This window comes from Inquilinus sp. YAF38 (genome assembly GCF_052113205.1).
GTDB lineage: Bacteria > Pseudomonadota > Alphaproteobacteria > DSM-16000 > Inquilinaceae > Inquilinus.
Genome location: NZ_JBFRCU010000023.1, coordinates 1 through 26,616 on the forward strand (window position 1 = coordinate 1; position 26,616 = coordinate 26,616).

The following is a 26,616-nucleotide window of genomic DNA, read 5'->3' on the forward strand; positions in this document are numbered from 1 at the left end:
GCCGAAGCCCGCTTCAGCACCCTCTTCCTCGCCATCCGCCGCGCCGTCGCGCTCAAGCTGCGCCGGCGGCGGGAGGATGCCGTAGCGTGGCCGGGCGCGATCGAGGCCGACGCCGCGATGCTGTCCGAGCTGATGGAGCTCGCGGAGGCGCTGGCCCGCGGCTTTCACGCCCTGGCCCTCGCCGCCCTCGCGGCCGGCGATCTCGATCGCGCCGGGGATGCCGAGACCCGCTTCAGCAGCCTGTTCCTCGGCATCCGCCGCGCCATCGCGCTCAAGGCCAGGCTGCGGCAGCAGCGGGAGCTGGCACAGCGCGAGGCCGAAATCCGGCGGAAGGCCCGGCAGGACGAGAAGGACGATCGGCGCCAGGCCGCCGCCCAGGGCGTCGCCGCCGCCATCGCCGCGGTTTCCGACGCCGACGCCCAGGAGCGGCTGACCGCCGAGCTCCGGGAAAAGCTGACCGAGGACGAGCGCATCGACACCGACCTGGCCGACACCGCCTTGCCGATCGAGGCCCTGATCGCCAGCCTGTGCCGGGCCCTCGGCCTCCCGCCCCCCGGCACTCCTCCGGCCGGCGGGCCTGCCGCAGGCGGCCCCGCTGCCGGCGGCACCACCGCCGCGGCGAAAGCCGGGGCCGATGTGGCCGGCGCCGGCCCGAAGCGTCAGGCCTCCGGCCCGGCCTCGCACCGAGCCTCTTCCCACCTCCGTTCTGCCATCCCGGCCGAAGACGCCGGCAGGCCCGAGCACGAACGCTCTATCCACACCGTCGCCGCCGGGCCGCCCGATCCGGCTCTGCCCCGCGCGCCGCCCTGATCGGCCGACGCCGGACGGGCCGAACGTCACCGCCGGGACAACGGGCGCAATGCCCGGTAGCGCCACCTGCCGGGGGTGTTAGGGGGAGGGGGCTTGCCGTCAGGACCGGCCTGGACTCTGGCGGTCCGGTGGAGAGTTTGCGAGGGAAGTCTCCCGACTTCACTCTCGCCTTTGCACGTCTTGCGCTCCGCTACCGCGAGACGGAGAGCCTGCGTCCGAAGCCAGCCATCCAGCCACGATCAGCCCATGAGGCGCGCGCGAAACAATGTGCAACCATCCGTCAGGCGCGACCTGGAAATATCCCGGAATCCGGCCTCGGTCATCCACGCGCGATATTGACCTTCGGTGTAGGATTCGCCGTGGCGATAGAGGTTCAGGAAGGTGAGATTCAGAAAGACACCCTCAGGCGGGCCGAGGCGGTCGTCATCGACGACACCCCACCCCGCGATCGCGATCTCGCCTCCGGGTGTGAGGCACCGCGCCGCGTTCAGGATCGAACGGCGCGCCCGATCCGGCGGAAGGACCTGAACGACGGCCTTCAGGATCGCCAGATCGTGCCGCCCTTTCGATGGCGCGACAGTGATGTCCCCGTCTTCGACAATCACGTCGCCGGCGCCGTATTCCGACAGGATATCCGGCGCGACCGCTGCGACGGTCGGAAGTTCCATCAGCGTCGCCGCGATCTGCGGCCACCGCTCGCGAAGCCCGACGAGAATGGTCCCGGCGCCCCCGCCGATGTCGATCACCGAATGGACCGCCGAGAGGTCCATCTCCCGGGCCAGATGTCGGCCGAAAATCACCCCGCCCGGTGCGAGCATGCGGCTGAAGGCCGCCGCGGCCTCGGGCCCCGCTTCGGCAAAGTCGTGCAGCGCCGCGGGCCGGTTCTGCCGCAGCGACTCCGCGGTCAGCAGGTCGGCGCCCCAGAGCTCGCGCAGGAGCGCATGATCGCCGCCGCGATAGGTCGGCTTGGACGCGTCGAGGAAGGCCGACGCTTCAGCTCCGTTGCGGAATTGGCCATTCTCGACTTCGAGGAGACCGATGCTGGCGAGCGCGTAGAGGAGCCGCGACAGGCGATCGGGATCGATGCCGAGCGCGGCCCCAAGGCTSTCGGCRGTCACCGCGCCGCCACCGAGCCGGGTGAAGATGCCGAGGTCCAGCCCGGCGCGAAGCGCCAAGGCGGGGGGCACCGCTGCGATCAGGTTGTCGATCCGATCAGAATCCACCATGTCACACCCCTCCCGGACGGTGCTCTCGGCCCTGTTCTGCCGGCAGCAGCGGCCTGAGTGTCCATTTCTCGTCCGATACCACAATCCGCTCGCCCGGCGCTGCGTCCCGGCAAGGAGGCAGGAGCGGGGGGACGGCATCATAAATACATCATTCATCTGATATTTGCCGTCGGCATGGCTGATTGGCTGTGAATTGGGTTGTGATCCGCTGAAGCGATCTGTATGACGCGCCGCACGGGCTTTGTCCGTCATATCGACCGGAGTCCTCGACAGTCCCGTTCTGCCGAAAGTGCCATGGCCGACCCATCGATCACCGCCGAGCTCGTCAAGCTCATCCGCTCCTCGGCCCCGGGGCCGGAGGCGATCGCCGCCGCCCGGGACGGCGTGCTCGACTTCCTGGCCTGCGCCTTCGGCGGCGTCGGCGACCGCGCCATTGCACCGCTCGAGGCCGCTTTGGGCGGCGAGGGTGGGGCGACGACCGCCTCAGTGATCGGCCGGGGCGAGCGCGTGGCGCCGCTGACCGCCGCCCTGCTGAACGGCACCATCGGCCACGCGCTCGATTATGACGATGTCCAGCGCAGCGTCGGCGGCCATCCCAGCACCGTGATCCTGCCGGCGCTCTTCGCCCTGGCGGAGGAGCAGGGCCACACCGCTGAGGCGCTGCTCGACGCCTATGTCGTCGGGGTCGAGGCGATGGCCCGGATCGGCCTTGCCCTCGGGCGACAGCATTACGAAGCCGGGTTCCACCCGACCGCGACGCTCGGCCCCGTCGGTGCTGCCGCGGCCACCGCCTTCCTCGCCGGGCTGGACGAGGCCGGAACCGCCAGGGCGCTCGGCCTCGCCGTCACCCAGTCGGCCGGGCTGCGGCTGCAGTTCGGCAGCGACGCCAAGCCGCTGCACGCCGGCCTGGCGGCCCGCGCGGGGCTGTTCGCCACCCGGCTGGCCCTGGCCGGCTTCGGCGCCGCCGAGACCGCCTTCGACGGGCCGATCGGCTTCCTCGCCGTCTATGGCGGGGCGGAGCCGGGGCGCGCGGTCGAGGGCTGGGGCCAGCCCTGGCAGATCGTCTCTCCCGGCCTGATCTTCAAACGTTACGCCTGCTGCTCCGCCTCGCATTTCGCCGCCGACGCCGCCTTGGCATTGCAGGCGGAGCACGCGATCGATCCGGCCTCGGTGGTCGAGGCGACCGTGACCTTCGCCCGCGGCGGCGACGCGGCCCTGACCGTGCGCCGGCCGCGCACCGGCCTCGAAGGCCGGTTCAGCGTCGAATATGTCGTCGCGGCGGCGCTGCAGGACGGACGGCTCGGGCTCGACCTCTTCGCCGACGCGCCGGTGCGGCCGGAGCTCGCTTCCCTGTCCGCCAGGGTCGAGCGCCGGATCGATCCGGACGCCCCGCCGGTCTCGAACGACCCCGCCACCCGCTTCTCGACCGTCGAGATCCGCCTGGCCGATGGCCGCACCCTGTCGCGCCGGATCGACCGGCCGCTGCCGGCGGACGACCTGGCCGCCAAGTTCCGCGACGCAGCCGGCTCCGGCCCGGAGCGCGACGCCGTGCCGGAAATCGTCCGGACCATGCGCAGCCGGGACGACCTCGCCGCTCTGTTCGCCGCCTTCCGCGCCGCCTGACCTGGAGACCGCCCCGATGTTCCGATCCCTCGCCGGAACCCTTCTCGCCGCCGCGGCACTGCTGGCTGCTCCCCTGGCGCATGCCGACTCCACGCTCGACCGGGTCAAGGACCGCGGCGTGCTGACCGCCGGCATCCTGGTCAACGGCACCGCCTTCGGCTTCCTCGACCCCGCCAGCAACACGGTGAAGGGCTTCAATGTCGACCTCGCCCAGGCGGTGGCCGACAAGCTCGGGGTCAAGCTCGACATCGTCACCGTCGACCCGCCGAACCGGGTGCAGTTCCTGCAGCAGGGCAAGGTCGACCTGCTCGTCGCCTCCTTCACCGACACGCCGGAGCGGCGCGAGCAGACCAGCGTCATCCCGACCGCCTATTACGAGGTCGGCGGCGCCGCCATGACCCGCAAGGACAGCGGCATCGCCGGCTGGGCCGATCTGCGCGGCAAGAGCGCCTGCGCCTCGCAGGGCAGCCACTATGCCCGGCTGCTGGCCACCGAATACGGCGCCGAGGTGCGGGCGCTGAAGACCTCGGCCGAGGCGCTGTCGACCCTGCGGGCCGGYGGCTGCGTCGTCTCGGTGCATGACAACACCCTGATTTCCTCCCTGCTGAAGCAGCCGGAATGGCAGGACTACAAGGCCGACCTGCCGCTGATCGGCCTCGGCACCTGGGTCGCCGCGGTGCGCAAGGGGCAGGACGACACCGCGGCCCTGGTCGACGGCGTGATCCGCGACCTGCACAAGAGCGGCGGCCTGATCGAGATCGAGAAGCGGTGGGAGATCGCCCCGCCGTCGCCGTTCCTGGCGCAGATGCACGAGAAGCTGCTCAACGGCGGCTCATGATCGACACCCTGATCGACCGGCTGGCGGCGCTCGGGCTCGATTTCAGCTTCATCCAGACCGCCTATGACCGCGGCCTGTTCCTCGATGGCGCGGTGACGACGGTCGAGATCGCGGTGCTGTCGATCCTCGGCAGCCTGGTCCTCGGCCTCGTCCTCACCGTGCTGCAGCTGACCCGGCGGCCCTGGCTGGCGGCGATGATCCGCGCCCAGATCGAGCTGACCCGCAACACGCCGCCGCTGGTGCAGCTGTACTTCGCCTTCTTCGCGCTGAACGCCCTGATCGGCGCGGTGAGCGGCGAGGCCGCCGCGGTGGTCACGCCCTTCGCCTGGGTCGTGGTCGTGCTGTCGGTCTACAAGGCCGCCTTCAACGCCGAGGCGTTGCGCGCCGGCCTCGAGGCGGTGCCGAACGTGACGCTGGAGGCCGCGGCCGCGCTGGGCCTGACGCCGCGCCTGGCCTTCCTGCTGGTGCGGCTGCCGATCGGGCTGCGCTTCGCCTTGCCGTCGCTGGTCAACAACGCCATCGACCTGGTGAAGACCTCGGCCATCGCCTCGGCCATCGCGGTCGGCGACATCACCTACGCCTCGATCATGATCTGGTCGGACCGCGACAACGTCACTGAGCTGATGATCCTGCTGCTGGTGTTCTTCAACATCCTGACCTTCGGCATCGACCGCATCGGGCGGTGGCTGGAGGATCGGCTCCGGATGCCCGGCTATGGTCAGTGACGCCGTCGCGGCGCCGCGCCGCCGCACCGCCGCCCTGCCGCTGCTGGTCGCGGCCGTCCTCCTCGGCGGTGCCGCCTGGGCATTCTGGCCGCAGGTCGCGGACAATGCCGCCCTGCTCGCGCTGTGGATGCCGGTGCTGCTGCTGGGCTTCCTGCAGAACATCCTGATCGGCGCGGTGGCGATCGCGGCGGGCACCGCGGCCGGCCTGCTGGTCGGGGCGCTGCAGATCTCGCCGGTCAAGCCGTTGCGTTGGCCGGCCCGGGCCTTCGTGCTGTTCTTCCGCAACTCGCCCTGGCTCGTCTTCATCTACTTCATGACCTACATCCTGCCGTTCGAGATCGTGATCGGGCGCAGCTACCTGCCGTTCCCGGACTGGCTCAAGGCGACGGTCGGCCTGGCCCTGCCGGCCTCGGCCAATGTCGCGGAGATCTTCCGCGGCGCCATCATGTCGATCCCGAGCGCGCAGTGGGACGCGGCCAGCTGCCTGTCCTTCAGCCGCGCCCAGATCTTCCGGCTGATCATCCTGCCGCAATGCCTGCGCCGGATGCTGCCGCCCTGGATGAATCTCTACGCCATCATCACCAAGGGCACGGTGCTGGCCTCGCTGGTCGGGGTGACCGAGGTGCTGACCACCGCCCAGCGCGCCGCCAATTCGGTGCACCGCACCGACTTCACCCTCTTGGTCTACTTGACCGTGTTCCTGCTGTTCTTCCTGTACTGCTACCCGATCGCCCGGCTGACCCGCCGGCTGGAGCGGCGCCATGCCGGGCGCTGAGATCCTGGCCGAGCTCGCCGGCGTCGAGGTCACGCTCGGCGGCACCCGGGTGCTGCGCGGCATCGACCTGGCCGTGCGCCGCGGCCAGGCGGTGTCGGTGATCGGCCCGTCGGGCTCGGGCAAATCGACCCTCCTGCGCTGCATCGCCGGGCTGCAGCCGGTCGAGCGCGGCACCGTCACCGTCTGCGGCCTGCCGGTCCATGCCCTGCGCAAGCACGAGGCCAAGCGGCCGCTGTGGCGCCGCGTCGGCGTCGTGTTCCAGCAGTTCAACCTGTTCCCGCATCTGACCGCGCTGCAGAACCTGACCATCGCCCCGACCCGCGCCCTCGGCCGCGACCCGGGCGAGGTCGAGCGCGAGGCGCGCGCCCTGCTGGACCGGGTCGGCCTCGCCGACAAGGCGAATGCCTATCCGTCGGAGCTGTCCGGCGGCCAGCAGCAGCGAGTGGCGATCGCCCGGTCGCTGGCGATGAAGCCGGAGCTGATCCTGTTCGACGAGGTCACCTCGGCCCTCGACCCCGAGACGGTGGGCGAGGTGCTGGCGATCATCCGCGACCTGGTGCGCGACGGCATGACCTGCCTGCTGGTGACGCATGAGCTGCGCTTCGCCGAGGAGATCAGCGACGAGATCCACTTCACCGAGGGCGGCGTGGTGGTCGAGCGCGGCCCGCCCGCCGCCCTGTTCCATGCGCCGCAGCACGACCGCACCCGGGCCTTCGTGAACCGGGCCCGTCCTTCCGACCGGATCTGAGCGAGAGAGAATGAGCGAGACCAAGCGCGAGATGAAGCTGGGCCTGTTCCTGCAGCCGCTGGGCCACCATGTGGCCGGCTGGCGCCATCCGGAGGCGCAGGCGGTGGAGCAGGACCTGGCCCTGATCCAGCGCATCGCCCGGACGGCGGAGGACGCGAAGTTCGACATGGTCTTCCTGGCCGACGGCCTGACCACCGGCCGCGACGCCCACCCCTCCTGGGTGGTGCGGTTCGAGCCGCTGACCCTCCTGGCCGCGCTGGCGATGACGACGACGAAGATCGGCCTCGCCGCCACCGCCTCGACCACCTATGGCGACCCGTTCACCACCGCCCGCGCCTTCGCCTCGCTCGACCATCTCAGTCGGGGCCGCGCCGCCTGGAACGTGGTCACCACCTCCTATGACCGCTCGGCCACCAATTTCAGCCGCGAGCAGCATCTCGAGCACGACCTGCGCTACGAGGTGGCGGAGGAGTTCGTCGCCGTCGCCAAGGGGCTGTGGGACAGCTGGGACGCGGACGCCTTCCCGAAGGACAAGGCGGCCGGCGTGTTCTTCGACCCGGCCAAGTTCCACGAGCTGAACCACAAGGGCCGGTTCTTCTCGGTCAAGGGGCCGCTCAACGTCGCCCGGGCGCCGCAGGGCCATCCGGTGCTGATCCAGGCCGGCTCCTCCGGCATCGGCATGGATTTCGCGGCGAAGATCGCCGAGGTGGTGTTCACCGCCCAGTTCGGCACCGACGAGGCGCGCGAATTCTACCGCGGCCTGAAGGAGCGGGTGGCGGCGCAGGGGCGGCGGCCGGACCAGGTCCACATCATGCCCGGGGTGATGCCGGTGATCGGCCGCACCACCCAGGAGGCGAAGGACAAGTACGCCGAGCTGCAGCGCTGGTCGGATGATTCCGGCGCGCTGTTCCTGCTGTCGGAGCGGCTCGGCCACGACATCTCCGGCTATCCGCTGGACGGGCCGCTGCCGCAGCTGCCGCCCTCGAACCAGAACCGCAGCCGGGCCGAGCTGCTGACCCGCCTGGCGCGCGAGCAGAACCTGACCATCCGCGAGCTGTACCACCTGGTCGCCAGCGCCCGCGGCCACCGCATCGTCTGGGGCACGGCGGAGGAGGTGGCGGACGCGCTGCAGGACTGGTTCACCGGCGGCGCCGCCGACGGCTTCAACATCATGCCGGCCTATTTCCCCGGCACCTTCGAGGAGTTCACCGGCCAGGTGGTGCCGATCCTGCAGGACCGCGGTCTGTTCCGGCGGGATTATGAGGGCACGACACTGCGGGACCACCTCGGGCTGCCAGTGCCGCAGAGCCGGTGGGCTTAGCCCGTCGGGCAAGGCCACTCGGGGCGCTGATCCGATTGCCTCTCCCGCTTGCGGGAGAGGTCGGAGACGCGAAGCGGCTCCGGGTGAGGGCTCTTTGTCGAGGCCCGGGCCAGCCCTCACCCGGTCGTCCTGCGGACGCCCGACCTCTCCCGCCACGCGGGAGAGGCAACGCAAAGCAAAGCCGGCCGGGGCCTCCCCGCCAGCCTCAGGTCACCGGCGCCGGATTGAACAGCGTCAGCGCATTGAACAGGCCCCAGCGGTCGGACCAGGGCTTGATGCGGCCGCTGGCGACGTCGAGGATCAGGCGGAACAGGTCCCAGCCGACCTGCTCGATCGTCGCCTCGCCGCTGGCGATCCGGCCGGCATCCAGATCGATCAGGTCGGACCAGCGCTCGGCCAGGTCGGTGCGGGTCGACATCTTGATCACCGGCGCCGCCGCCAGGCCGTAGGGCGTGCCGCGGCCGGTGGTGAAGACCTGCAGCGTCATGCCCGAGGCCAGCTGCAGCGTGCCGCAGACGAAATCGCTGGCCGGGGTGGCGGCGAAGACCAGGCCCTTCCTGCGCACCCGCTCGCCGGGCGCCAGCACGTCGACGATCGGGCTCGCCCCCGACTTGACGACGGAGCCCAGGGCCTTCTCGACGACATTGGCCAAGCCGCCCTTCTTGTTGCCGGGCGACGGGTTGGCGCTGCGGTCGGCCTGGCCGCGGGCGAGATAGGCGTCGTACCAAGCCATCTCGCGGATCAAGGCGCGGCCGACCTCCTCGGTCGCCGCGCGCGGCGTCAGCAGATGGATGGCGTCGCGCACCTCGGTGACCTCGGAGAACATCACCGTGGCGCCGGCGCGGACCAGCAGGTCGGCGGCGAATCCCACCGCCGGGTTGGCGGTGACGCCGGAGAAGGCGTCGCTGCCGCCGCACTGCACCCCGACCACGAGGTCGGAGGCCGGGCAGGTCTCGCGCCGCCGCCGGTTCAGGATCTCCAGCCGGGCCTCGGCCATCGCCAGGATCGACTCCACCATGGCGCCGAAGCCCGCCTCCTCCTGCAGCCGGACGATGCCCGGAGGTGCCCCGTCGGGCAGCAGCCGCTCCGGCTGCAGCTTCTCGCAGCCCAGGCCGACGATCATCACCTCGCCGCCGAAATTCGGGTTCAGCGCCAGGTTCTGCAGGGTGCGGATCGGTATCACCGCCTCCGGCGCGTTGATCGCCACGCCGCAACCGTAACTATGGTTCAGCGCCACCACGTCGTCGACATTGGGGAAGCGGGGCAGCAGCTGCTCCTTGATCCGCTTCACCGCGAAATCCAGCGTCCCGGCCACGCATTGCACGCTGGTGCTGATCGCCAGCACGTTCTTGGTGCCGACCGACCCGTCCGGGTTGCGGAAGCCCTCGAAGGCATAGCCCTCGAGCGGCGGCAGCGGCGCCGGCGCCCGGGTGGCTAGCTCCAGCCGGTCGAGATCCGGCGCGGCCGGCACCAGCACCGCCGCCTCCTCGACCCAGTCGCCGGCCGTCAGCGGCCGGGCGGCGCGGCCGATCACCTCGCCGTAGCGCCGGATCTCGGCGCCCTCGGCGATGTCGGACAGCGCCACCTTGTGCCCCTGCGGCACGAACTGCCGCAGGGTCGGGCCGTCCGGCAGGCGCGTGCCTTCCGGCAGGCCGAAGGAGTTGACCACGATGGCGACGTTGTCGGTCTCGTGCAGCCGGATGGTGCGGGGAATGTCCGGCGTTCCTGGCTCCGGCATCGCCGCTCTCCGTTACGCCGCGGCGGCGAAGCTGCTCCGCGCCAGGCCCTGCACCAACGAGGCCAGCTGCTCGGTCTCCGCCTCGGTCAGGTCGTGCAGCGGCGCCCGCACCGGGCCGGAATCCCGCCCGATCACCCGCATCCCGGCCTTGATGATCGAGACCGCATAGCCCTTGCGGCGGTTGCGGATGGTCAGCAGCGGCAGGATGAAGTCGCGCAGCCCCGCCTGCACCGTCTCGCGGTCGCGGCGGCGCACCGCGGCGTAGAACTTGGTCGCGAACTCCGGCACGAAGTTGAACACGGCGGAGGAATAGGTGGTCACGCCCATCTCCAGATAGGGCAGGGCGTAGGTCTCGGCCGTCGGCAGCCCGCCGATATAGGTCAGCCGGTCGCCCATGCGCAGCTGGACCCGGGTCATCAGCTCGATATCGCCGATGCCGTCCTTGTAGCCGACCAGGTTCGGGCAGCGCTCGCACAGCCCGGCCAGCGTGTCCTCGGTCACGATCGCGTTGTCGCGGTTGTAGACGATGACGCCGAGCTTGGTCGACGCGCACACCGCCTCGATATGGGCCGCCAGCCCCTCCTGCTCGGACTGCACGAGATAGGGCGGCAGCAGCAGGATGCCGTCGGCGCCGGCGCGCTCCGCCGCCACGGCCATCTGCTTGGCGATCTCGGTGCCGTAGCCGGCCCCGGCGATCACCGGCACCCGGCCGCGGGTCTCCTCGACAGCGGTCCGGACCACGGTCTCGACCTCGGACGGGGCCAGCGAGAAGAACTCCCCGGTGCCGCCGGCGGCGAACAGCCCGGCAACGTCATAGCCGCATAGCCAGTCGAGGTTGGAGCGGTAGCGCGCCGCATCGAAGCCGTTGTCGCGGTCGAACGGGGTGACGGGGAAGGACAGCAGGCCGGAGCCGAGCTGCTGCGCCATCTCGTTCGGGGTCATCCTGGCCATCAATCGTCCTCCCGGCATCGAAATCAAGGTCGCCCTCGTTCTAGCGTCCGGATCAATTCCGTTCCAACCCGATTGCTGGATCGATCGATGCGGCTTCGGTATCGGCCGGCCGGTGCTGCTCCGCCAGCCCGCCGGCGATCTCGAGGATCGCCGGCAGCAGCGGATTGTCGTTGTCCTGGCGCCAGGCGATGTACAGCTCGGCCGAGCGCGGTGAGGCGAGGTCGAGCGGCCGCAGCACCACGCCCCGGCTGTACAGGTGCAGCGCCGCCTCCGGCACGATCGAGATGCCCAGGCCGGCCCGCACCAGGGCCAGGATCGAATGGATCTGGCTGAGATGCTGGACATAGTCCGGCAGCAGGCCGGAGCGGGCGAACAGCTCGATCACCAGGTCGTGGAAATATCGCGCCTCGTAGGGCGCATACATGATGAAGGGCTCGCCCGCGAAGTCGCGCAGCGACAGGCTGGGCGCCCGGGCGAGGGGATGGTCCTCCGGCAGGGCGGCCATCAGCCGCTCCTCGGCGACGCGGAAGCTGGCGGTGCCGGCCTGCACCACCGGCGGCCGCAGCAGCCCGGCATCGATCTGGCCATTGCCGAGCGCCTCGAACTGGTCGCCGGAGACCATCTCGCGCAGCACCAGGGTGACGTCGGGCAGCTGGCGGCGGCAGGCGGCGACCAGGTCGGGCAGGCAGCTATGGGCCGAGGTGGCGGTGAAGCCGATGCCGATCGCGCCGGCCCGGCCGGCGGCGACGCGGCGGGCCAGCAGCGCCGCGCCCTCGGCCTGTTTCAGCAGCCGCCGGGCCTCGACCAGGAAGCTCTGCCCGGCCGGGGTCAGCCGGACCGACCGGCTGGTCCGCTCGAACAGCGCGACGTCGAGGATGCGCTCGAGGATCTGCACCTGCCGGCTCAAGGGCGGCTGGGTCATGTTCAGCCGGGCGGCGGCGCGGCCGAAATGCAGCTCCTCGGCGACGGCGACGAAGCAGCGCAGCTGGTTCAGGTCGAACATCGGTGGGCGTCCCGCGTCAGTCAGGGGCGGAGTGTGCCCCGTCTGCCGCGGCTGGCGAAAGGGGAGGGACCGGATCGGCCCCCTCACCGCTTCAACTCGCCGAGTGCATGGAACCGGTTGGTCCCGTAGCGGAAGCGTCTCCTGGATCTGCGGTCGACGGCGGCAGTGACGGCCATCGGATTCCTCCCGGGTTCGGCTAAAGATAAAAGCTATGCTTCCGGTGCGTTGGGCTCACGGGCCTGGATGATCCAGGCGCTGCCGAAGCGTCTCGATCCAGGCGCCGGCTGTCCTGAGATCATGGGTGTCGAAGCCCTCTGTAAAGCGACCATGGACGGAGGAGAGAAGCTGATAAGCGTCCGCCATGCGGTCTTTCCGGTACCAGAGCTGGGCCAGGCTCGTAGCCGCCCGCAGTTCCCATGACACGGCGCCCTGCTGTCGCGCCAAGCCGAGCGCCTGCCCGCAGTGCTCCTCTGATGACAGAAGCCCGGCCTTGATGCGAAGCAATTCCGGCAGGCACCAGCGCTCCTCGTTTCGCTCGGCCATCCCGATCGCGTCCTCGATGGTGTTGCCGGCCTGCACGGGCTGCCCTGCAAGCGCCAAGCCCTGCGCCAGTGTCCCGAGATAGGCCGGCAGGCGCATGAGGAATTCTGCCTCGCGAAGCTCGTCGGCCGCCCTGCGCAGCAGCGGGACCCCGGCGACATCGCCCCGCTGAATCAGCAGCACGCCTTCCAGACAATCTGCCGTCGCGTGGTGAATATCCAGCGGCTGGTTCGCCAGACTCTCCCTGACGATGCCGAGCACGCGCCCGGCGGCGGTCCAATCCCCGACATACAGGAAGACCGCGAGAGGCCAGTGGATGAGAACATCGCAGAGACTCGACCCGCTCAGGATGGCTTGAGCCTCGCGAACGGCGTTTTCCGCCGTGTGCACCGCTTGATCCGGATACCCCTGCAACCAGAGAATGTTGGACAGGATTCCAGACGCCCTGACGCGCTGATCATGTGGAAAGCGAGCATCGGTCGCCGGGCTGCGGTGTTGCGCGAGGAAGCGATCGACGATGCGGCGTGCGTCGTCGTGATGGCCCAAGTGGAAGCGCGCTCCGGCAATCAGCCTGTCGGCCGCGAGCTGAACGGCGGAATCGCTGCTCGCCTGCGCCGCATCGCGACACATCTCCGCGAGCCTCAATGCCTCTCGATGGCTGCCGCGGGAGCGGTGATAGCTGGACAGGCCCCACAGCGCCTGCAGCCGATGCTCGCTGTCATTGAGCCGATCGGCGATCTGAAGCGCCTTGTTCCAGGCAGAGCCGACATCATGTTTCGGCCCGTTGATGCGGCGCAGCGCTATGCTGAGGGCGGCATAGAGCTTCATCTGATCGCTTTCCTGGACTCTGCCCGGCTCCCCCGCGAGTGCCCGCTCGATGCACAGGCAGCATTCACTCCACAATGAGAGGTGCATCCAGAGGCCAATCGCCATGACGGTCATGGACACGCCGATGGAGCGATCTCCATCCGCGGAGAACGCCCAGTCCAACGCGGCGCGAACGTCGTCGATCTTGCGGCCATAGGCCGCGAGCCAGTCGGCGTCGGGACGCGTCTCCAACTCGGCCGCCGCCCGCTCCAGCAGATCCCGGTGATGCTCCGCGTGGCGTCGGGCGACCGGCTCGGCCTCTCCAGCCTCGGCGAGCTTTCGGAAGGCGTAGGCACGCGTCGTGTCGAGCAGGCGGTATTGCATGGCGATACCGCTCACATCCGCGGAAATCAGCGATTTCGCCACCAGGGTCGCCACTCCGTCCACGATCCCGGAAGCGGCGACGTTGCCTCCTGCCGCCACGGCGCAGGCGGATTCCAACGTGAAATCGCTGGCAAACACGGACAGGCGCCGCAGGATGATGCGCTCATCCTCCAACAGCAGCTCGTAACTCCAATCGAATGTCGCGGCCAAGGTCTGCTGCCGCGGCGGAGCGGTCCTCCTGCCCAAGTTCTTCAGCAGGAACCCATCGTCGAGGAGAGCCGCGAGCTGGTGGATTCCGAATGCATCGACACGGGCGGCCGCGAGCTCGATCGCCAGTGCGATGCCATCCAGTTTCCGGCAGATGTCGGAAACGAGGGGAGCTTCGGCATCGCCGAACTCGAAATCCTCCCGGCTGGCCGTCGCGCGCTCGACAAAAAGCTGCACGGCCGGAAAGTCGAGCGCCTCCGCAGCCGTCGGGTCGGACCGGCGGGGCGGGCTCGCCAGCGGCGGCAGGCGGTGTACGTGTTCATGGCTCAGCCGCAGGGATTCACGGCTGGTCGCCAGGATGTGCACGCCTGGAGCGTCGGCCTGGATCTGCTCCGTCACGAAGGCCGCGGCCTCGATGACGTGCTCACAATTGTCAAGCAGGAGCAGCAGCCGTTTGTCCCGCAAATATGTCGACAACCCGGTGACGATGTCCTGGGAGCGAATTGTCAGCCCGAGCGCGGACGCCAGAGTGCTCGGCACCAGTCGCGGATCGCGCAGCGGCGCCAGGTCGACGAACCAGGCCCCATGATCATAGGCAGGCATCAGGGTGTCCGCCGCGGCGAGCGCAACGGTTGTCTTGCCAATGCCGCCAGGACCCACGATGGAGACGAGCCGGTGCTGCCGCAGATGTCCGAGCAACGCACCGAGAGTATCGGCGCGGCCGATTGTCCGGATCAATGAAGGTGGCAAATTGTGCATGCGCTGGACGGTGGCGGCCGGAACCACCGGCCCCAACTCGCTGAGCTCCACCGGCGCGACAAAGCGGTAACCGCGGCCGGATATGCTCGCGACATAGCGATGCCCGGGCCGACCTTCGCCGAGCGCCTTTCTCAGCGCCGTGATCTGGACCCTGAGATTGGCTTCTTCGACGACGATACCGGGCCAGACGCGGGCCATCAGTTCTGCCTTGGTGACCAACTCGCCCGGACGTTCGACCAGCGCGGTCAGGATTTCCAGGGACCGATTGCCCAGGCGCACTGGCCTTTCCCCCTCCAGAAGGAGTTGACGGGACGGGAGGAGGCGGAAAGATCCGAACGAATAGGCGCGCTCGCGCAAGGCGGACGCGTCGACCACAGCGCTTAGCCTTTTTTGCAATTTCTAACTTGACGAAGAGTATGGGGGCGCTCCGGGCTTGTCCATTCCGACCAAGCCGGCGCGGCGGTGCCAGGCCCCGTCATCGGGCCGTCGGTCTCAGTCCCAGACTGCCAGCATCTCCCTTTGGACGTAGTCGAGATGCGCGGCCATTGATGCCCGGGCCCGGTCCGGGTCGCCGGCGGCGATCGCGGTGGCGATGTCGTCATGGTCGGCCATGATCCGGTCCAGGAGCGTGGGCTGACGCGACAGGTGCAGATGGAAGGCGGCGCTCAGCCCTTCCTCGCGGCCGCGCCACAGGGTCAGCGCGATCTCGCGCAGCGCCTGGTTGCCGCAATGCTCGGCGATCAGCAGGTGCAGGGCACGGTCCGACTCCTGTGACCATTCCCGCCGCGCCGTCTGGCCGCGCATGGCGGCGACGATGCCGGCCAACTCGGCCCGGCCCTCGGCAGTAATGTGCTGGGCCGCCAGCGCCGCCAGCTCCGGCTCCACCAGCGCCCGGGCCTGCATGATCTCCAACGCCGAATGGTCGGCCTCGGGCAGGGCGCTGCCGGGCTTGGCCACAGCGCGGACGAAGGCGCCGACCCCGATCTTGACCTCGACCAGCCCCGCCACCTCCAGCGCGATCAGCGCCTCGCGCACGGTCGGCCGGCTGACGCCCAGCTCCTGCGCCAGGTCGCGCTCCGACGGCAGCTGCTGCCCCGGCTTGAACTCGCCGGATTCGATGGCCGCCGTGATCTGCTCGGCGATCTGGATGTAGAGCTTGCGATTGACGACCGCTTGAAGGGGCATCCTGCCCTGCCGCTCGAAGGTCTCACCATCGGCCCGGACGGCGCCCAAAAATCTTCTTCTAAATCCCATTTGAGCTGGCCTGACCACTTGACAGCCTATCCGGGGTCACGCCCTAATGCCAGCGCTCTGCCGTCGATCGGCGGGGCAAAGCCGCCGGAGAAGCGGCTGTGGAACGTCGCTCGGGCCGCTGTCATGGCGTGCCGTCCTGGGACGGAGACACCCTTGAAAATCGACCGGATCAGCGTCCTCGACATCCGTTTCCCGACCGCGAAAGCGCTGGACGGGTCGGACGCCATGAATCCCGATCCCGACTATTCCGCCGCCTATGTGATCCTGTCGACCGATGGCGGGTTGGAGGGCCATGGCCTGACCTTCACCATCGGCCGCGGCAACGACATCGTCTGCGCCGCGATCGAGGCCTTGAAGCCGGCGGTGCTGGGCCGCGACCTGGCAGAATTCACCCGCGACATGGGCGCCACCTACCGCCACCTCACCGGCGACAGCCAGCTGCGCTGGCTGGGGCCGGAGAAGGGGGTGATGCAGCTCGCCACCGCGGCGATGCTGAACGCGATCTGGGACCTCTGGGCCAAGGCCGAGGGCAAACCGCTGTGGCGCCTGCTGGCCGACATGACGCCAGAGGAGACGGTGCGCTGCATCGATTTCCGCTACATCACCGACGCGCTGACGCCGGCCGAGGCGGTAGAGCTGCTGCGCAAGCAGGAGGCCGGCAAGGCGGAACGGATCGAGCGGCTGCTGGCCGAGGGCTATCCCGCCTACACCACCAGCGCCGGCTGGCTCGGCTACGGCGACGACAAGATCCGCCGCCTGGTGCGCGAGGCGCTGGCCCAGGGCTTCAAGGCGTTCAAGATCAAGGTCGGCGCCGACCGAGAGGCCGATTTGGCCCGTGCCGCCCTGGTCCGCGCCGAGATCGGCGACGACCTGACCTTCATGGTCGACGCCAACCAGGTCTGGGATGTCGGCCAGGCGATCGAATGGTCGGTCGCGCTGCTGCCGTTCAAGCCGCTGTGGGTGGAGGAGCCGACCAGCCCGGACGACATCCTCGGCCACGCCGCGATCGACCGGGTGCTGCGGCGCTACGGCACCCGGGTCGCGACCGGCGAGCATGTCCACAACCGGGTGATGTTCAAGCAGTACCTGCAGGCCACGGCCATGGGGTTCTGCCAGATCGACGCGGCCCGGGTCGGCGGGGTGAACGAGAACCTGGCCATCATCCTGATGGCGGCCAAGTTCGGCGTGCCGGTCTGCCCCCATGCCGGCGGCGTCGGCCTGTGCGAATACGTGCAGCATCTGTCGATGTGGGACTTCATCTCGGTCAGCGGCAGCAAGGACCGTCGCTTCATCGAATATGTCGACCATCTGCATGAGCATTTCGTCGACCCGGTGCGGATCGTGGACGGCTGCTACGCCGTGCCGACCGCGCCCGGCTATTCCATCGCCATGAAGCCCGCCTCGCTCCAGGCCCATCGCTTCCCCGACGGCAGCGCCTGGCATGACGAGCCGGTCGTGAAGGACGGCTGAGCTTCGGCCGCACCATCCATCAAGCGTCCGCCCGGCAGAAGGCGGCCGCAGCAGGAGGACGAACGCCATGAAGACGCTGACGACCATTCTGACGGTGGCCGCCGCCGCCCTGTCGCTGTCCGCCCCGCCGGCCCGGGCCGAGCCGGTGACCCTGACCTGGCAGATGTGGAGCGGCACCGATGCCGAGACCGCGGCCTGGCAGCATGTCGCCGGGCTGGTCAACGCCCAGTACCCCGACATCAAGGTAGAGCTGCAGACCTCGCCCTGGCGCGACTACTGGACCAAGCTGCCGACCCTCGCGGCCTCGAACACGCTGCCGGACATCGTCAGCATCCAGTCGCTGCGCCTGTCCGGCTTCACCACCCTGTTCGAGCCGCTGGACGAGCATGTAAAGGACGGCTTCGACCTTGGCCAGTTCGACAAATCGATCCTGGACGGCCTCAGCTATGGCGGCCATCTCTACGCGCTGCCCTATGATTTCGGGCCGCTGATCGTCTACTACAACCGCGACCTGTTCGCGAAATACAAGGCCGAGCCGCCCAAGGCCGGCTGGACCCGGGCGGATTTCCTGGCCGCGGCCAAGGCGCTGAGCCAGGACGGCAATTACGGCTTCGCCGTCACCGCCAGCGACTGGCTGGAATTCGCGCTGTCCGACGGCGCCAAGTACCTGACCGAGGACGGAGCGCTGAACTTCGCTGACCCGGAGCTGAAGACCTCGTTCCAGTCCTATGTCGACCTGGTGACCAAGGAGAAGGTGGCGCCGGTGATCGCCGCCAGCGGTCAGCCCTCCGGCGACATCGCCCGCGGCCGCTTCCTGGCCGGCAATGTCGCCATGTACGTTGCTGGCCCGTGGGAGATGATCAACATCCGCAAGTCTTCCAACTTCCCGGTCGGGCTGGCGCCGCTGCCCGCCGGCAAGGCCGGCAGCATCACCCTCAGCGCCGGTTCGGGCTTCGGCATCAACAAGGTCGGCCCGCACAAGGATCTGGCGTGGAAGGCGATCCAGGTGCTGACCGGGCCCGAGGCGGAGCAATATCTGGCGTCGCAGGGCCGTGCTTTCCCGGCCCGGACCGCGCAGCAGGGCTCCTGGTACGATGTCGCGGCGCAAGGCGTCGCCAATGCCCGCGAGACCATCGACTATGCGCTGAAGACCGCCCAGCCCTACCGCACCACGGCCAACTGGAACACGGTGTCCGAGTTGCTGGAGCAGTATGCGCCGCTGGCCTATAGCGGGTCGCAGAGCGGCGGCGAGGTGCTGGACACCGTGCAGGGGCTGGCCGCGGAATGACCGTGCAGGCCCAGGATCTCGGGGCCCGGGCGGCGAGCGTTCCCCAGGCCCGGCGGCGCCGCCGGGCCTTCCGGGCGGAGGGGCGGGCGGCCTTCTGGTTCCTGCTGCCCAGCCTGCTCGGCTTCCTCGCCTTCCTCCTGTTCCCGCTGCTGGCCTCGCTGGCGCTCAGTTTTACCAACTGGCAGCTGCTGACCGAGCCGAAATTCGTCGGCGTCGCCAACTACATCCGGCTGTTCAAGGTCGATCCCAGCTTCTGGCGGGCGCTGGCCAACACCGTCTTCTACACCGCCGAATACCTGGTGCTAAACATCGTGCTGGCGGTCGGGATGGCGGTCTGGATCTCCAGCCTGCGCTGGGGCAAGCGTTTCTTCCGGCTGATCTTCTTCCTGCCGACCTTCACCCCGATGATCGGCGCCTCGCTGGTCTGGGTGCTGATCTTCACCCCGGGCGGTCTGATGGACTGGGTCGTGCAGTCCCTCGGCCTGCCGATCCCGAACCTGCTGGTCGATCCCGGCTGGGCGATGCAGGCGATCGTCATCGTCTCGCTGTGGTCGGGCTTCGGCTACAACCTGCTGCTGTTCGGGGCGGCGCTGGAATCGATCCCGCAGACCTATCTCGACGCCGCCCAGATCGACGGCGCCACCGCCTGGCAGCGCTTCTGGCGGATCAAGCTGCCGCTGATCTCGCCGACCCTGTTCTTCGGCACGGTGATGACCGCGATCACCGCGCTGCAGGTTTTCGACCAGGTCTATTCCATGACCCGCGGCGGGCCCGGCGCCGCCACCGCGACGCTCGGCTTCTTCATCTACCAGAACGGCTTCACCACCTACCGGATGGGCTACGCCTCGTCGATCGCCTGGGTGATGTTCGTCATCATCATGGCGCTGACGGCGTTCCAGTTCCGGCTGCAGCGGAAATGGGTGCATTATGACGACTAGGCGCGAAGAGCGCGGCGCCGTCACCGCCGGCACGCTGGTGTCGCAAGGGGCGATGGCGCTGGTGGCGCTGGCCTTCCTGTTCCCGTTCTTCTGGATGCTGACCAACGCCATCCGGCCGAATGGCGAGGTGCTGGCCGTGCCGCCGCGGCTGCTGCCCAGCGAATGGCAATGGGGCAATTTCCTGGACGCCTGGGTGTACCTGCCGTTCGGCCGGTTCTTCCTGAACAGCGCCATGGTCTCCGCCGCCGTCACCGTGATCGTACTGATCGTCTCCAGCCTCGCCGCCTATGCCTTCGCCCGGCTGCGCTTCGTCGGCCGCGACACGCTGTTCCTGACCTATCTGTCGACGCTGATGATCCCGCAGGTGGTGCTGGTGATCCCGCTGTTCCTGCTGATCAGCAGGCTGGACTGGGTGAACACCTTCCAGGCGCTGATCCTGCCGGTGGCCTTCGGCTCCTTCGGCACCTTCATGCTGCGCCAGTTCTTCAAGACCATCCCGCGCGAGCTGGAGGAGGCGGCGCTGTGCGACGGCGCCTCCCGCCTGCGCATCCTGGTCAGCATCATCCTGCCGATGTCGCTGCCGGTGCTGGGCCTGCTGGCCCTGTTCACCTTCACGGCGCAGTGGAACAGCTTCCTGTGRCCGCTGATCATCGTGAACGGGACGGAGCACGCGACCATCCCGCTGGGCCTCACCATGTTCCAGACCCAGCAGGGCACGCAGTGGAACTACCTGATGGCCGGCGCCGCGATCTCGATGATCCCCGGCCTGTGCCTGACCATCCTGCTGCAGCGCTACATCTTCAGCGGCATCGCCATGAATTCCGGGTTCGGCGGGCGGTGACGCCCGTGCATATCGTCATGGCGAGCCCGAAGGGCGTGGCCATCCAGGCGGCACCGGCCACTGGGAGGGCCACGTCGGCTTCGCCTCCTCGCCATGACGGTGATGGTTTTAGATAGGATCTATAACGATGCCTCTATTGCTAAATCCCATCTAGAGTCGCATTATCAGGCCAGCAACGACGTGGGAAGGGAAACGACCATGGACATGCATGTTCCGGCGCAGGCCGAGGCGCCGCGCCTCCTCACCGACGCGCAGATCCGGCAATTCCTGGCAAACGGCTATCTGGTGCTGCAGACGGCGCTGCCGAAGTCGTTCCACGACCAGGTCTTCCAGCGCTTCGACGACCTGATCGGCGCCGACCGGCATGAGAACCCGGGCAACAACCTGCTGCCGCTGGTGCCGGAGATCAATGCCGTGTTCGAGGACCCGGTGGTGAAGGGCGCCCTGACCAGCGTGCTGGGGCCGGACTACATCATGCACCCGCACCGGGCGCTGCATAAGAACCCGCCCGGCTCGCCGATCCAGCAATGGCACAAGGACAGCTACTGGGGCTACATGCGACGGGTGCGGAACCACCGGCCGCGCTGGGTCATGATCATGTACTACCCGCAGGACACGCCGGCCGAGCTGGGGCCGACCGGGGTGGTGCCGGGCAGCCACCTGCTCGCCGCCGGAATCCAGGACCCGGACGCGCTGGAGCGCAACGGCTCCGGCCCGGCCGGATCGGTGCTGATGATCCACTACGACATCTGGCACCGGAAGATGAAGAACCTGACCGCCGACAAGCGGTTCATGATGAAGTTCGAGTTCATCCGCATGTCCCCGGTCACAGCGCCGGCCTGGCCGCACGGCGACCCGGCCTGGCGGGCGCCGGAACAGGTCCCGTCCTTCGCCATGGAGGCGGCCTGGAAGGCGCATTGGCGCTGGCTGACCGGCGGCACTCCGGCCGGCGGCACGGCCGATCCCGACGCCCTGCGCGCGGCTCTGGCCGGCACGCCGGCGGAAGCAGCCGCCGCGATGTCGACCATCTCCGATCTCGGCCTCGCCGCCTCGGGGTTGGTGCCGGCGCTGCTGCCGCATCTCGACGGTGACGACGAGGCGCTGCAGCTCGACGCCGCCTATGCCCTGGGCGCGATCGGCGAGGCGGCGCTGCCGGCGCTGCTGCAGCGGGTCGAGGCCGACACCCGCCGCGATCCGGAGGACGGTTCGAACAAGAGCGATTCCGGCCGGCTGACGCCGAAGGACTGCATCGCCCTGTCGTCCATCTATGGTCTGGTCGAGGTCGGGGCGCCCGCGGTGCCGGAGCTGCTGCGCCTGCTGCGAAGCGGCGCCGGCCGGTCGCGCAAATTCGCCGCCTTCGCCCTCGGCGAGATCGCCGGCACCGGGCTGGAGGTGCGTAACGCTCTGATCGCCGCTGCCGGCGATCCCGACCCGCATCTGCGCATCGCCGCGGTCGAGGCGCTGGGGCTGAAGCCGGCCGACGACTTGATCGTCGCCGCGCTCGCCCAGGCCTTGGACGATGTCGATGCGGAGGTTCGCTTCGACGCGGTGCTCGGCCTGGCGCGGATGGGGCAGGCGGCCGCTGCGGCGGTGCCGGCGCTGGGGCGGGTGCTGACCAAGGACGAGAACCGCTATGTCCGCGGCTATGCGGTCGAGGCGCTGTCCCGCATCGGGGATGACGCCGCATACCAGGTGCTGCTACCCTATCTGAAACTCTCCCGCTGGTGTCCGATGACGACGTCGGCGAGCATTTTCTGACCTGTTTCAACGGCGCGGCATTGGCGGATCGGCGGCACTCCCCCACCAGCGGACATTCAGTCCAGGATTCGGCAGCCCAGGATCCGGAAGCGCTGGCCGCGCTGCTGGAACGGACCCTGTCCGGCGCCTCCGGCCGCTCGCTCGCGGGCGGCGCGGTGCGCCAGACGGTGCAGACGCTGGGCCGCGCCATCGTCGCCGGCCGCTATGCCGCCGACCGGCCGCTGCCGACCGAGACCGAGCTGGCCGCCGAACACGCGGTCGGCCGCAACGCCATGCGCGAGGCGATCAAGGTCTTGGCCGGCAAGGGGCTGATCCGCACCGCCAGGCGCTACGGCTCCCGCATCCGGCCGCGCGAGGAATGGTCGATCCTCGACCCCGACGTGCTGGCCTGGCACCTGCGCGAGCCGGACGGCATCGGCCGCTTCCTGGTCGAGATCTCCGAGCTGCGCGAGATCGTCGAGCCGCAGGCGGCCGAGCTGGCGGCCCTGCGCGCCTCGGATGAGGAGGCGGAGGCGATCGTCGCCCTGGCCGCAAGGCTGGCGGTGGAGACCATGCCGCAGGTGCTCGACACCGACGTCGCCTTCCACCTGGCGGTGCTGAACGCCTCGCACAACCGGCTGCTGTCCGGCTTCGCCCGGCCGCTCGACGTGCTGCTGCGGGTGCAGTTCCTGGTCTCGGCGCACGGCATCGCGGCGGAATATGCCTACAGCCCCTCGGCCGACTATCATATGGCGATCGCCGAAGGCATCCGCGGCCGCGACCCACGGAGGGCGCGAGACGCGGTGATGGCGATGCTGACCCGCAACCGCGGCATCGCCGAGAAGGTGGCGGCGCCGGACTGAAACGGGGAGGGCCGCATGGCGCGCGATCCGGGGCTGGAGGAGCTGGTGCGGGAGGCGCTGGGCGCCGAGCCCGGCCTGGACGAGAAGCGGATGTTCGGCGGCCTGGCCTGGCTGCTGCACGGCAACCTGCTGTGCGGCGCCAGGGTCGACAGCATGCTGGTGCGCCTCGGCAAGGGGAATGACGGCTGGGCGCTCGAGCAGCCGGGCATCGCGACGATGGTCATGCAGGACCGTCCCTTGCCGGGCTGGATCCGGGCCGGTGCCGCGGCCTATGGCGACGACGCGCTGCGCCGGCGGCTGCTCGACGCCGCGCTCGCCTTCGTCCGCACCCTGCCGCCGAAATAGCTACAGCGTGCCCAGCACGAAATCGGCGCGTTCGGCCACGCTCACCTTCGGCAGGATCACGACCTCATAGCCCAGCACCGGATAGTCCTGCAGCAGCCGCTCATACTCGGTGATGGCAGCGTCCAGGCCGTGGCGCCGCTCCGGATCGGTGCCGTAGATCTCCGGCCAGGGCGGGGCCAGGAACACCCGCTGATGATAGGGATGCGGCCGGGCCAGCGTCTCCAGCGCCGGCTCTCCGGTCATGTGCTGCAGCGCGGAGGCGGCGTCGACCAGGCTGCGGTCGAAGAACACCCAGCCGGGCCGACACTCGGCCACCGTCCGGTCGGCCAGCGCCACGGCAATGGCGCGGCGGGCGAAGGCCGGCCCGTCGACCCAGGGCAGGGCCCGGCCGCCGCTCTCCAGCTCTTCCTTGACGATGCGCCGCCCGGGCTCCTCGACCACCGCATGCCCGCGCCGGCCGAACTCCGCCAGCAGCGTCGACTTGCCGCCGCCCGAGCAGCCGGAGATGACGACGAAACGGTTCATCTCGAACCCTTGTCCGCGTTTGATCTGGGATGTCGCGGCACTCAGCCGTCCCGGGTGAGCGCCATGATGTCGTCTGTGCTCATCGCCACATCGTCCCGTCCCCGCAGATGGGAGACAATCTGGCCGCGGCCATACTGCCGCGGCGAGCAGCCCATCACCCGCTTGAACGCCGTGCTGAAAGCGCTTTCGGATTCGTAGCCGAGCGAGAGGGCGATGGCGGAGACGGAATCGCCGGAATGCGTCAGCCGGTCCGCGGCCAGCAGCATGCGCCAGCGCGTCAGGTATTCCAGCGGGGCCTCGCCGACAGTCTCCTTGAACCGCAGGGCGAAGCTCGACCGCGACATGCCGGACCGCGCCGCCAGGTCCTGCAGCGTCCAGCGCTGCGCCGGGTCGTCGTGCATGGCGGTGATCGCCGTGCCGATCCGCCGGTCCGCCAGGGCAAACAGCCAGCCGACACCGGCCTTCGGCCCTTCCGCCAGATGCAGCCGCAGCGCCTGGATCAGCATCATATAGGCCAGATGCTGCGCCACCAGGAAGCCGCCCGGCTGCCGCTCGCGCAACTCCTGCCCCATCCGCTCCATGCACCAGCGCAGCGACGCTCGGTCCGGCTCGGACCGGATATGGACGATCGGCGGCAGCGCCCGCAGCAGCATGCGGGCGTGGCTGCCGTCGAGGATGAAGTGCCCGCCGAGGACGGAGAACTGGTCGCCGCCGTTGAGCAGGGCGATGCCGCCGCTGCGCCGGCTGGGCAAGATCGTCATGGCGTCGACGGGGGTCAGCGCCAGGTCGCTGGCCAGGCGGAAGGGCTGGCCCCAGGGCAGCAGGAAGCAGTCGCCCCGCTGTAGCTGCACCGGCGAGGCATCGACACCCTCCACCGCCAGCCAGCATTCGCCGGACCCGATAGTGTAGCATTTGATCCCGTCGTGCCGGGGAAAGCGGATCGACCAGTCCCCGCCGGCCTCGAAGCCGCCGAACCGGTAGCTGCGCGGCTTCAGCAGGGACAGCACGTCGGACAGCGGATCCATGAGCGGTCTCGGACGATCGCGAAGAAAGTCTGGACTTCATAGCATAGATCGTCCCTCCGAACCGCCTATCCTCACGGTCGTGCCGCAGGGCGGCCCCTGACATCACATCAAGGACAGAGCGATGCGTGTCTTCGTTACCGGCGCCACCGGTTTCGTCGGCTCGGCCGTTGTCGGCGAGCTGATCGGCGCGGGCCACCAAGTGCTCGGCCTCACCCGCTCCGATGAGGGTGCGGAAGCCCTTCTCGCCGCGGGCGCCCAGCCGCACCGCGGCGATCTCGAGGATCTCGACAGCCTGCGCCGCGGCGCCGCTGCCGCGGACGCCGTGGTCCACACCGCCTTCATCCATGACTTCTCGAAGTTCCGGGAGAATTGCGAGATCGACCGCCGGGCCATTGAGGCGCTCGGCGCCGTGCTCGCGGGCTCCGACCGCCCGCTGCTGGTCACCTCCGGTGCGGCGGTGGTGGCGGCGGGGCCGGTCGGGACCGAGGAGGATGGGCCGGTTCCCAGCTCCGCCACCTATCCCCGCATGTCCGAGGCGACGGCCGCCGAGCAGGTGGCGCGGGGCGTGCGCGCGGCCGTGGTGCGCCTGCCGCCTTCGGTCCATGGCGACGGCGACCACGCCTTCGTCCCGATCCTGATCAAGCTGGCCCGAGAGAAGGGCGTGTCGGTCACGATCGGCGAGGGGCTGAACCGCTGGCCCGCCGTGCACCGGTTCGATGCCGCCCGTGTCTACCGGCTGGCGCTGGAGCGCGGCCCCGTCGCCGGGGCCCGCTATCACGCGATCGCGGAGGAGGGCGTGCCGTTCCGGGACATCGCCGGCGTGATCGGCCATCGCCTGGGCGTGCCGGTGGTTGGCAAGTCCCCGGACGAGGCGGCGGCGCATTTCGGCTGGTTCGCGATGTTCGTCGGGATGGACGTCCCGACCTCGAGCGAACAGACCCGGGCCATGCTGGGCTGGCAGCCGCAGCAGCCCGGGCTGATCGCCGATATCGATCGGCCGGCCTATTTCGCAGGCTGACCGGACGTGTGGGCGGGTGCTACGGCGCCCGGCCCTTGCTCCGCAGCCAGTCCTCGTATTCCGGCCGCGCGGCGTCGCTCAACGGGTAGTAGCGGCGCAGGTCGCCGCCTTCGGACAGGCGCTCGCGCGAGAACTCCTCCCATTCATGGTGGTGGGTCGCCTTCTCGATCACCTCCGGCGCCAGCGCCACCGGCACCACCACGGCGCCGTCGTCGTCGGCGACGATGATGTCGCCCGGCATCACCAGCACGCCGCCGCAGGCGATCGGGATGTTGACGCCGAAGGGCATCAAGTCGGTCTGGGTGTGGAAGTTCGGGGTCACGCCGCGCAGCCAGAAGCCGAGGTCCAGCCGCCCGGTGTTCGGATAGTCGCGGATGCAGCCGTCGATCACCACGCCCAGCCCGCCGCGGCCCTTGAAGTAGGTCAGCATCATGTCGCCGAACACGCCGCTCTTCATGTCGCCCCGGGCGTCGACGACGACGATGTCGCCCTTCTGCGCGTGATACAGCACGTGCCGGTGCAGCTGCTTCTCCGGCTCGGCGTATTCGTCTTCGCCATAGAGGTCCTCGCGCTTCGGCATGAACTGCAGCGTCAGCGCCGGCCCGGCGATCGCCTTGCCCTTGGTCCAGGCCACCGGGCCGCCGATATGGGTGTTGCGGATGCCCATATGGGCCAGGGTGCTGCTGGCCGTGGCGGCGCCGATCGCCTGCAGCGCCGCGCACCATTCCGCCGGCGGCCGCTTGATGTCGCTGGTCTCGATCATTCTGGGGTTGCTTTCTCTTCGAAGATCAATGCTTTGTGCCCGGATCCCCTCCATTGTCATTGCCGGGCTTGACCCGACAATCCAGAGGGTCTCG

At 69.4% G+C, this 26,616-nt stretch carries 24 protein-coding genes; 15 read left to right on the forward strand and 9 right to left on the reverse strand.

What is annotated here, in order from left to right; genetic code table 11:
- Positions 1–810: hypothetical protein (locus tag AB4Z01_RS12755; protein WP_441694105.1), on the forward strand; the 810-nt coding region annotated here is incomplete at its 5' end.
- A 239-nt stretch (positions 811–1,049) separates the two neighbouring features.
- On the opposite strand, the gene AB4Z01_RS12760 is transcribed toward AB4Z01_RS12755, so the two are convergent.
- Complete coding sequence (locus AB4Z01_RS12760; RefSeq protein ID WP_441694107.1) at positions 1,050–2,036, reverse strand: methyltransferase; 987 nt, start codon at positions 2,034–2,036, stop codon at positions 1,050–1,052.
- 294 nt (positions 2,037–2,330) lie between these two features.
- Here AB4Z01_RS12760 and AB4Z01_RS12765 point away from each other — a divergent pair, with 294 nt between their 5' ends.
- The 6 genes from AB4Z01_RS12765 to AB4Z01_RS12790 are packed head-to-tail and all read left to right on the forward strand — an operon-like array spanning position 2,331 to position 8,066.
- Positions 2,331–3,659, forward strand: a complete 1,329-nt coding sequence (locus AB4Z01_RS12765) for an MmgE/PrpD family protein (protein WP_441694110.1) — start codon at positions 2,331–2,333, stop codon at positions 3,657–3,659.
- A 16-nt stretch (positions 3,660–3,675) separates the two neighbouring features.
- Positions 3,676–4,497, forward strand: a complete 822-nt coding sequence (locus AB4Z01_RS12770; protein ID WP_441694113.1) for a transporter substrate-binding domain-containing protein — start codon at positions 3,676–3,678, stop codon at positions 4,495–4,497.
- The gene (locus tag AB4Z01_RS12775; RefSeq protein WP_441694116.1) at positions 4,494–5,222 is read left to right on the forward strand and encodes an amino acid ABC transporter permease; all 729 of its coding nucleotides are present in this window, start codon (positions 4,494–4,496) and stop codon (positions 5,220–5,222) included. The genes AB4Z01_RS12770 and AB4Z01_RS12775 overlap by 4 nt, the downstream gene beginning before the upstream one ends.
- A complete protein-coding gene (locus AB4Z01_RS12780) occupies positions 5,212–5,997 on the forward strand; it encodes an amino acid ABC transporter permease (RefSeq protein ID WP_441694119.1) in 786 nt (261 codons plus the stop codon). Before AB4Z01_RS12775 ends, AB4Z01_RS12780 begins: the two co-directional genes overlap by 11 nt.
- Positions 5,984–6,745, forward strand: a complete 762-nt coding sequence (locus AB4Z01_RS12785) for an amino acid ABC transporter ATP-binding protein (RefSeq protein ID WP_441694122.1) — start codon at positions 5,984–5,986, stop codon at positions 6,743–6,745. Before AB4Z01_RS12780 ends, AB4Z01_RS12785 begins: the two co-directional genes overlap by 14 nt.
- A gap of 10 nt (positions 6,746–6,755) precedes the next feature.
- Positions 6,756–8,066 carry an LLM class flavin-dependent oxidoreductase gene (locus tag AB4Z01_RS12790; RefSeq protein WP_441694125.1) on the forward strand — a complete coding sequence of 437 codons (1,311 nt, stop codon included), beginning with the start codon at positions 6,756–6,758 and terminating at the stop codon, positions 8,064–8,066.
- Positions 8,067–8,271: 205 nt separating this feature from the next.
- Here the strand turns inward: AB4Z01_RS12790 and garD are convergent, their stop codons facing one another.
- The 5 genes from garD to AB4Z01_RS12815 form a co-directional block, all read right to left on the reverse strand.
- On the reverse strand, positions 8,272–9,804 hold the full coding sequence (gene garD / locus AB4Z01_RS12795; RefSeq protein WP_441694128.1) for a galactarate dehydratase: 1,533 nt from the start codon (positions 9,802–9,804) through the stop codon (positions 8,272–8,274).
- Between the two features lie 12 nt (positions 9,805–9,816).
- Entirely contained in the window at positions 9,817–10,755 is a 939-nt protein-coding gene (gene kdgD / locus AB4Z01_RS12800) for a 5-dehydro-4-deoxyglucarate dehydratase (RefSeq protein ID WP_441694131.1), read from the reverse strand.
- 52 nt (positions 10,756–10,807) lie between these two features.
- A complete protein-coding gene (locus AB4Z01_RS12805; protein ID WP_441694134.1) occupies positions 10,808–11,758 on the reverse strand; it encodes a LysR substrate-binding domain-containing protein in 951 nt (316 codons plus the stop codon).
- Between the two features lie 231 nt (positions 11,759–11,989).
- Positions 11,990–14,830 (reverse strand): ATP-binding protein, encoded by a 2,841-nt coding sequence (locus AB4Z01_RS12810; RefSeq protein ID WP_441694136.1) that lies wholly within the window; start codon positions 14,828–14,830, stop codon positions 11,990–11,992.
- 117 nt (positions 14,831–14,947) lie between these two features.
- Positions 14,948–15,640, reverse strand: a complete 693-nt coding sequence (locus AB4Z01_RS12815) for a FadR/GntR family transcriptional regulator (RefSeq protein ID WP_441694139.1) — start codon at positions 15,638–15,640, stop codon at positions 14,948–14,950.
- Positions 15,641–15,862: 222 nt separating this feature from the next.
- On the opposite strand from AB4Z01_RS12815, the gene AB4Z01_RS12820 reads away from it, so the two are divergent.
- The 7 genes from AB4Z01_RS12820 (at position 15,863) to AB4Z01_RS12850 (ending at position 23,191) form a co-directional block, all read left to right on the forward strand.
- Positions 15,863–17,179, forward strand: a complete 1,317-nt coding sequence (locus AB4Z01_RS12820; protein WP_441694142.1) for an L-fuconate dehydratase — start codon at positions 15,863–15,865, stop codon at positions 17,177–17,179.
- A 67-nt stretch (positions 17,180–17,246) separates the two neighbouring features.
- Positions 17,247–18,467, forward strand: a complete 1,221-nt coding sequence (locus AB4Z01_RS12825; RefSeq protein WP_441694144.1) for an ABC transporter substrate-binding protein — start codon at positions 17,247–17,249, stop codon at positions 18,465–18,467.
- A complete protein-coding gene (locus tag AB4Z01_RS12830) occupies positions 18,464–19,405 on the forward strand; it encodes a carbohydrate ABC transporter permease (RefSeq protein ID WP_441694147.1) in 942 nt (313 codons plus the stop codon). The genes AB4Z01_RS12825 and AB4Z01_RS12830 overlap by 4 nt, the downstream gene beginning before the upstream one ends.
- Positions 19,395–20,246, forward strand: a complete 852-nt coding sequence (locus AB4Z01_RS12835) for a carbohydrate ABC transporter permease (RefSeq protein WP_441694150.1) — start codon at positions 19,395–19,397, stop codon at positions 20,244–20,246. The genes AB4Z01_RS12830 and AB4Z01_RS12835 overlap by 11 nt, the downstream gene beginning before the upstream one ends.
- Before the next feature lie 198 nt (positions 20,247–20,444).
- Positions 20,445–22,004 (forward strand): HEAT repeat domain-containing protein, encoded by a 1,560-nt coding sequence (locus tag AB4Z01_RS12840; protein ID WP_441694152.1) that lies wholly within the window; start codon positions 20,445–20,447, stop codon positions 22,002–22,004.
- Entirely contained in the window at positions 21,971–22,846 is an 876-nt protein-coding gene (locus tag AB4Z01_RS12845) for a FadR/GntR family transcriptional regulator (protein WP_441694155.1), read from the forward strand. Before AB4Z01_RS12840 ends, AB4Z01_RS12845 begins: the two co-directional genes overlap by 34 nt.
- Positions 22,847–22,861: 15 nt before the next feature.
- On the forward strand, positions 22,862–23,191 hold the full coding sequence (locus AB4Z01_RS12850) for a TfoX/Sxy family protein (protein WP_441694158.1): 330 nt from the start codon (positions 22,862–22,864) through the stop codon (positions 23,189–23,191).
- Here the strand turns inward: AB4Z01_RS12850 and AB4Z01_RS12855 are convergent, their stop codons facing one another.
- Both AB4Z01_RS12855 and AB4Z01_RS12860 read right to left on the reverse strand, forming a co-directional pair.
- Positions 23,192–23,716, reverse strand: coding sequence for an AAA family ATPase (locus AB4Z01_RS12855; protein WP_441694161.1), 525 nt, complete (start codon positions 23,714–23,716; stop codon positions 23,192–23,194).
- Positions 23,717–23,757: 41 nt separating this feature from the next.
- On the reverse strand, positions 23,758–24,741 hold the full coding sequence (locus AB4Z01_RS12860) for an AraC family transcriptional regulator (RefSeq protein WP_441694164.1): 984 nt from the start codon (positions 24,739–24,741) through the stop codon (positions 23,758–23,760).
- A 121-nt stretch (positions 24,742–24,862) separates the two neighbouring features.
- On the opposite strand from AB4Z01_RS12860, the gene AB4Z01_RS12865 reads away from it, so the two are divergent.
- Complete coding sequence (locus tag AB4Z01_RS12865) at positions 24,863–25,759, forward strand: SDR family oxidoreductase (protein ID WP_441694167.1); 897 nt, start codon at positions 24,863–24,865, stop codon at positions 25,757–25,759.
- A 19-nt stretch (positions 25,760–25,778) separates the two neighbouring features.
- Here AB4Z01_RS12865 and AB4Z01_RS12870 read toward each other — a convergent pair whose 3' ends face one another.
- Positions 25,779–26,522, reverse strand: a complete 744-nt coding sequence (locus AB4Z01_RS12870) for a ribonuclease activity regulator RraA (protein ID WP_441694170.1) — start codon at positions 26,520–26,522, stop codon at positions 25,779–25,781.
- Between the last annotated feature and the right edge of the window lie 94 nt (positions 26,523–26,616).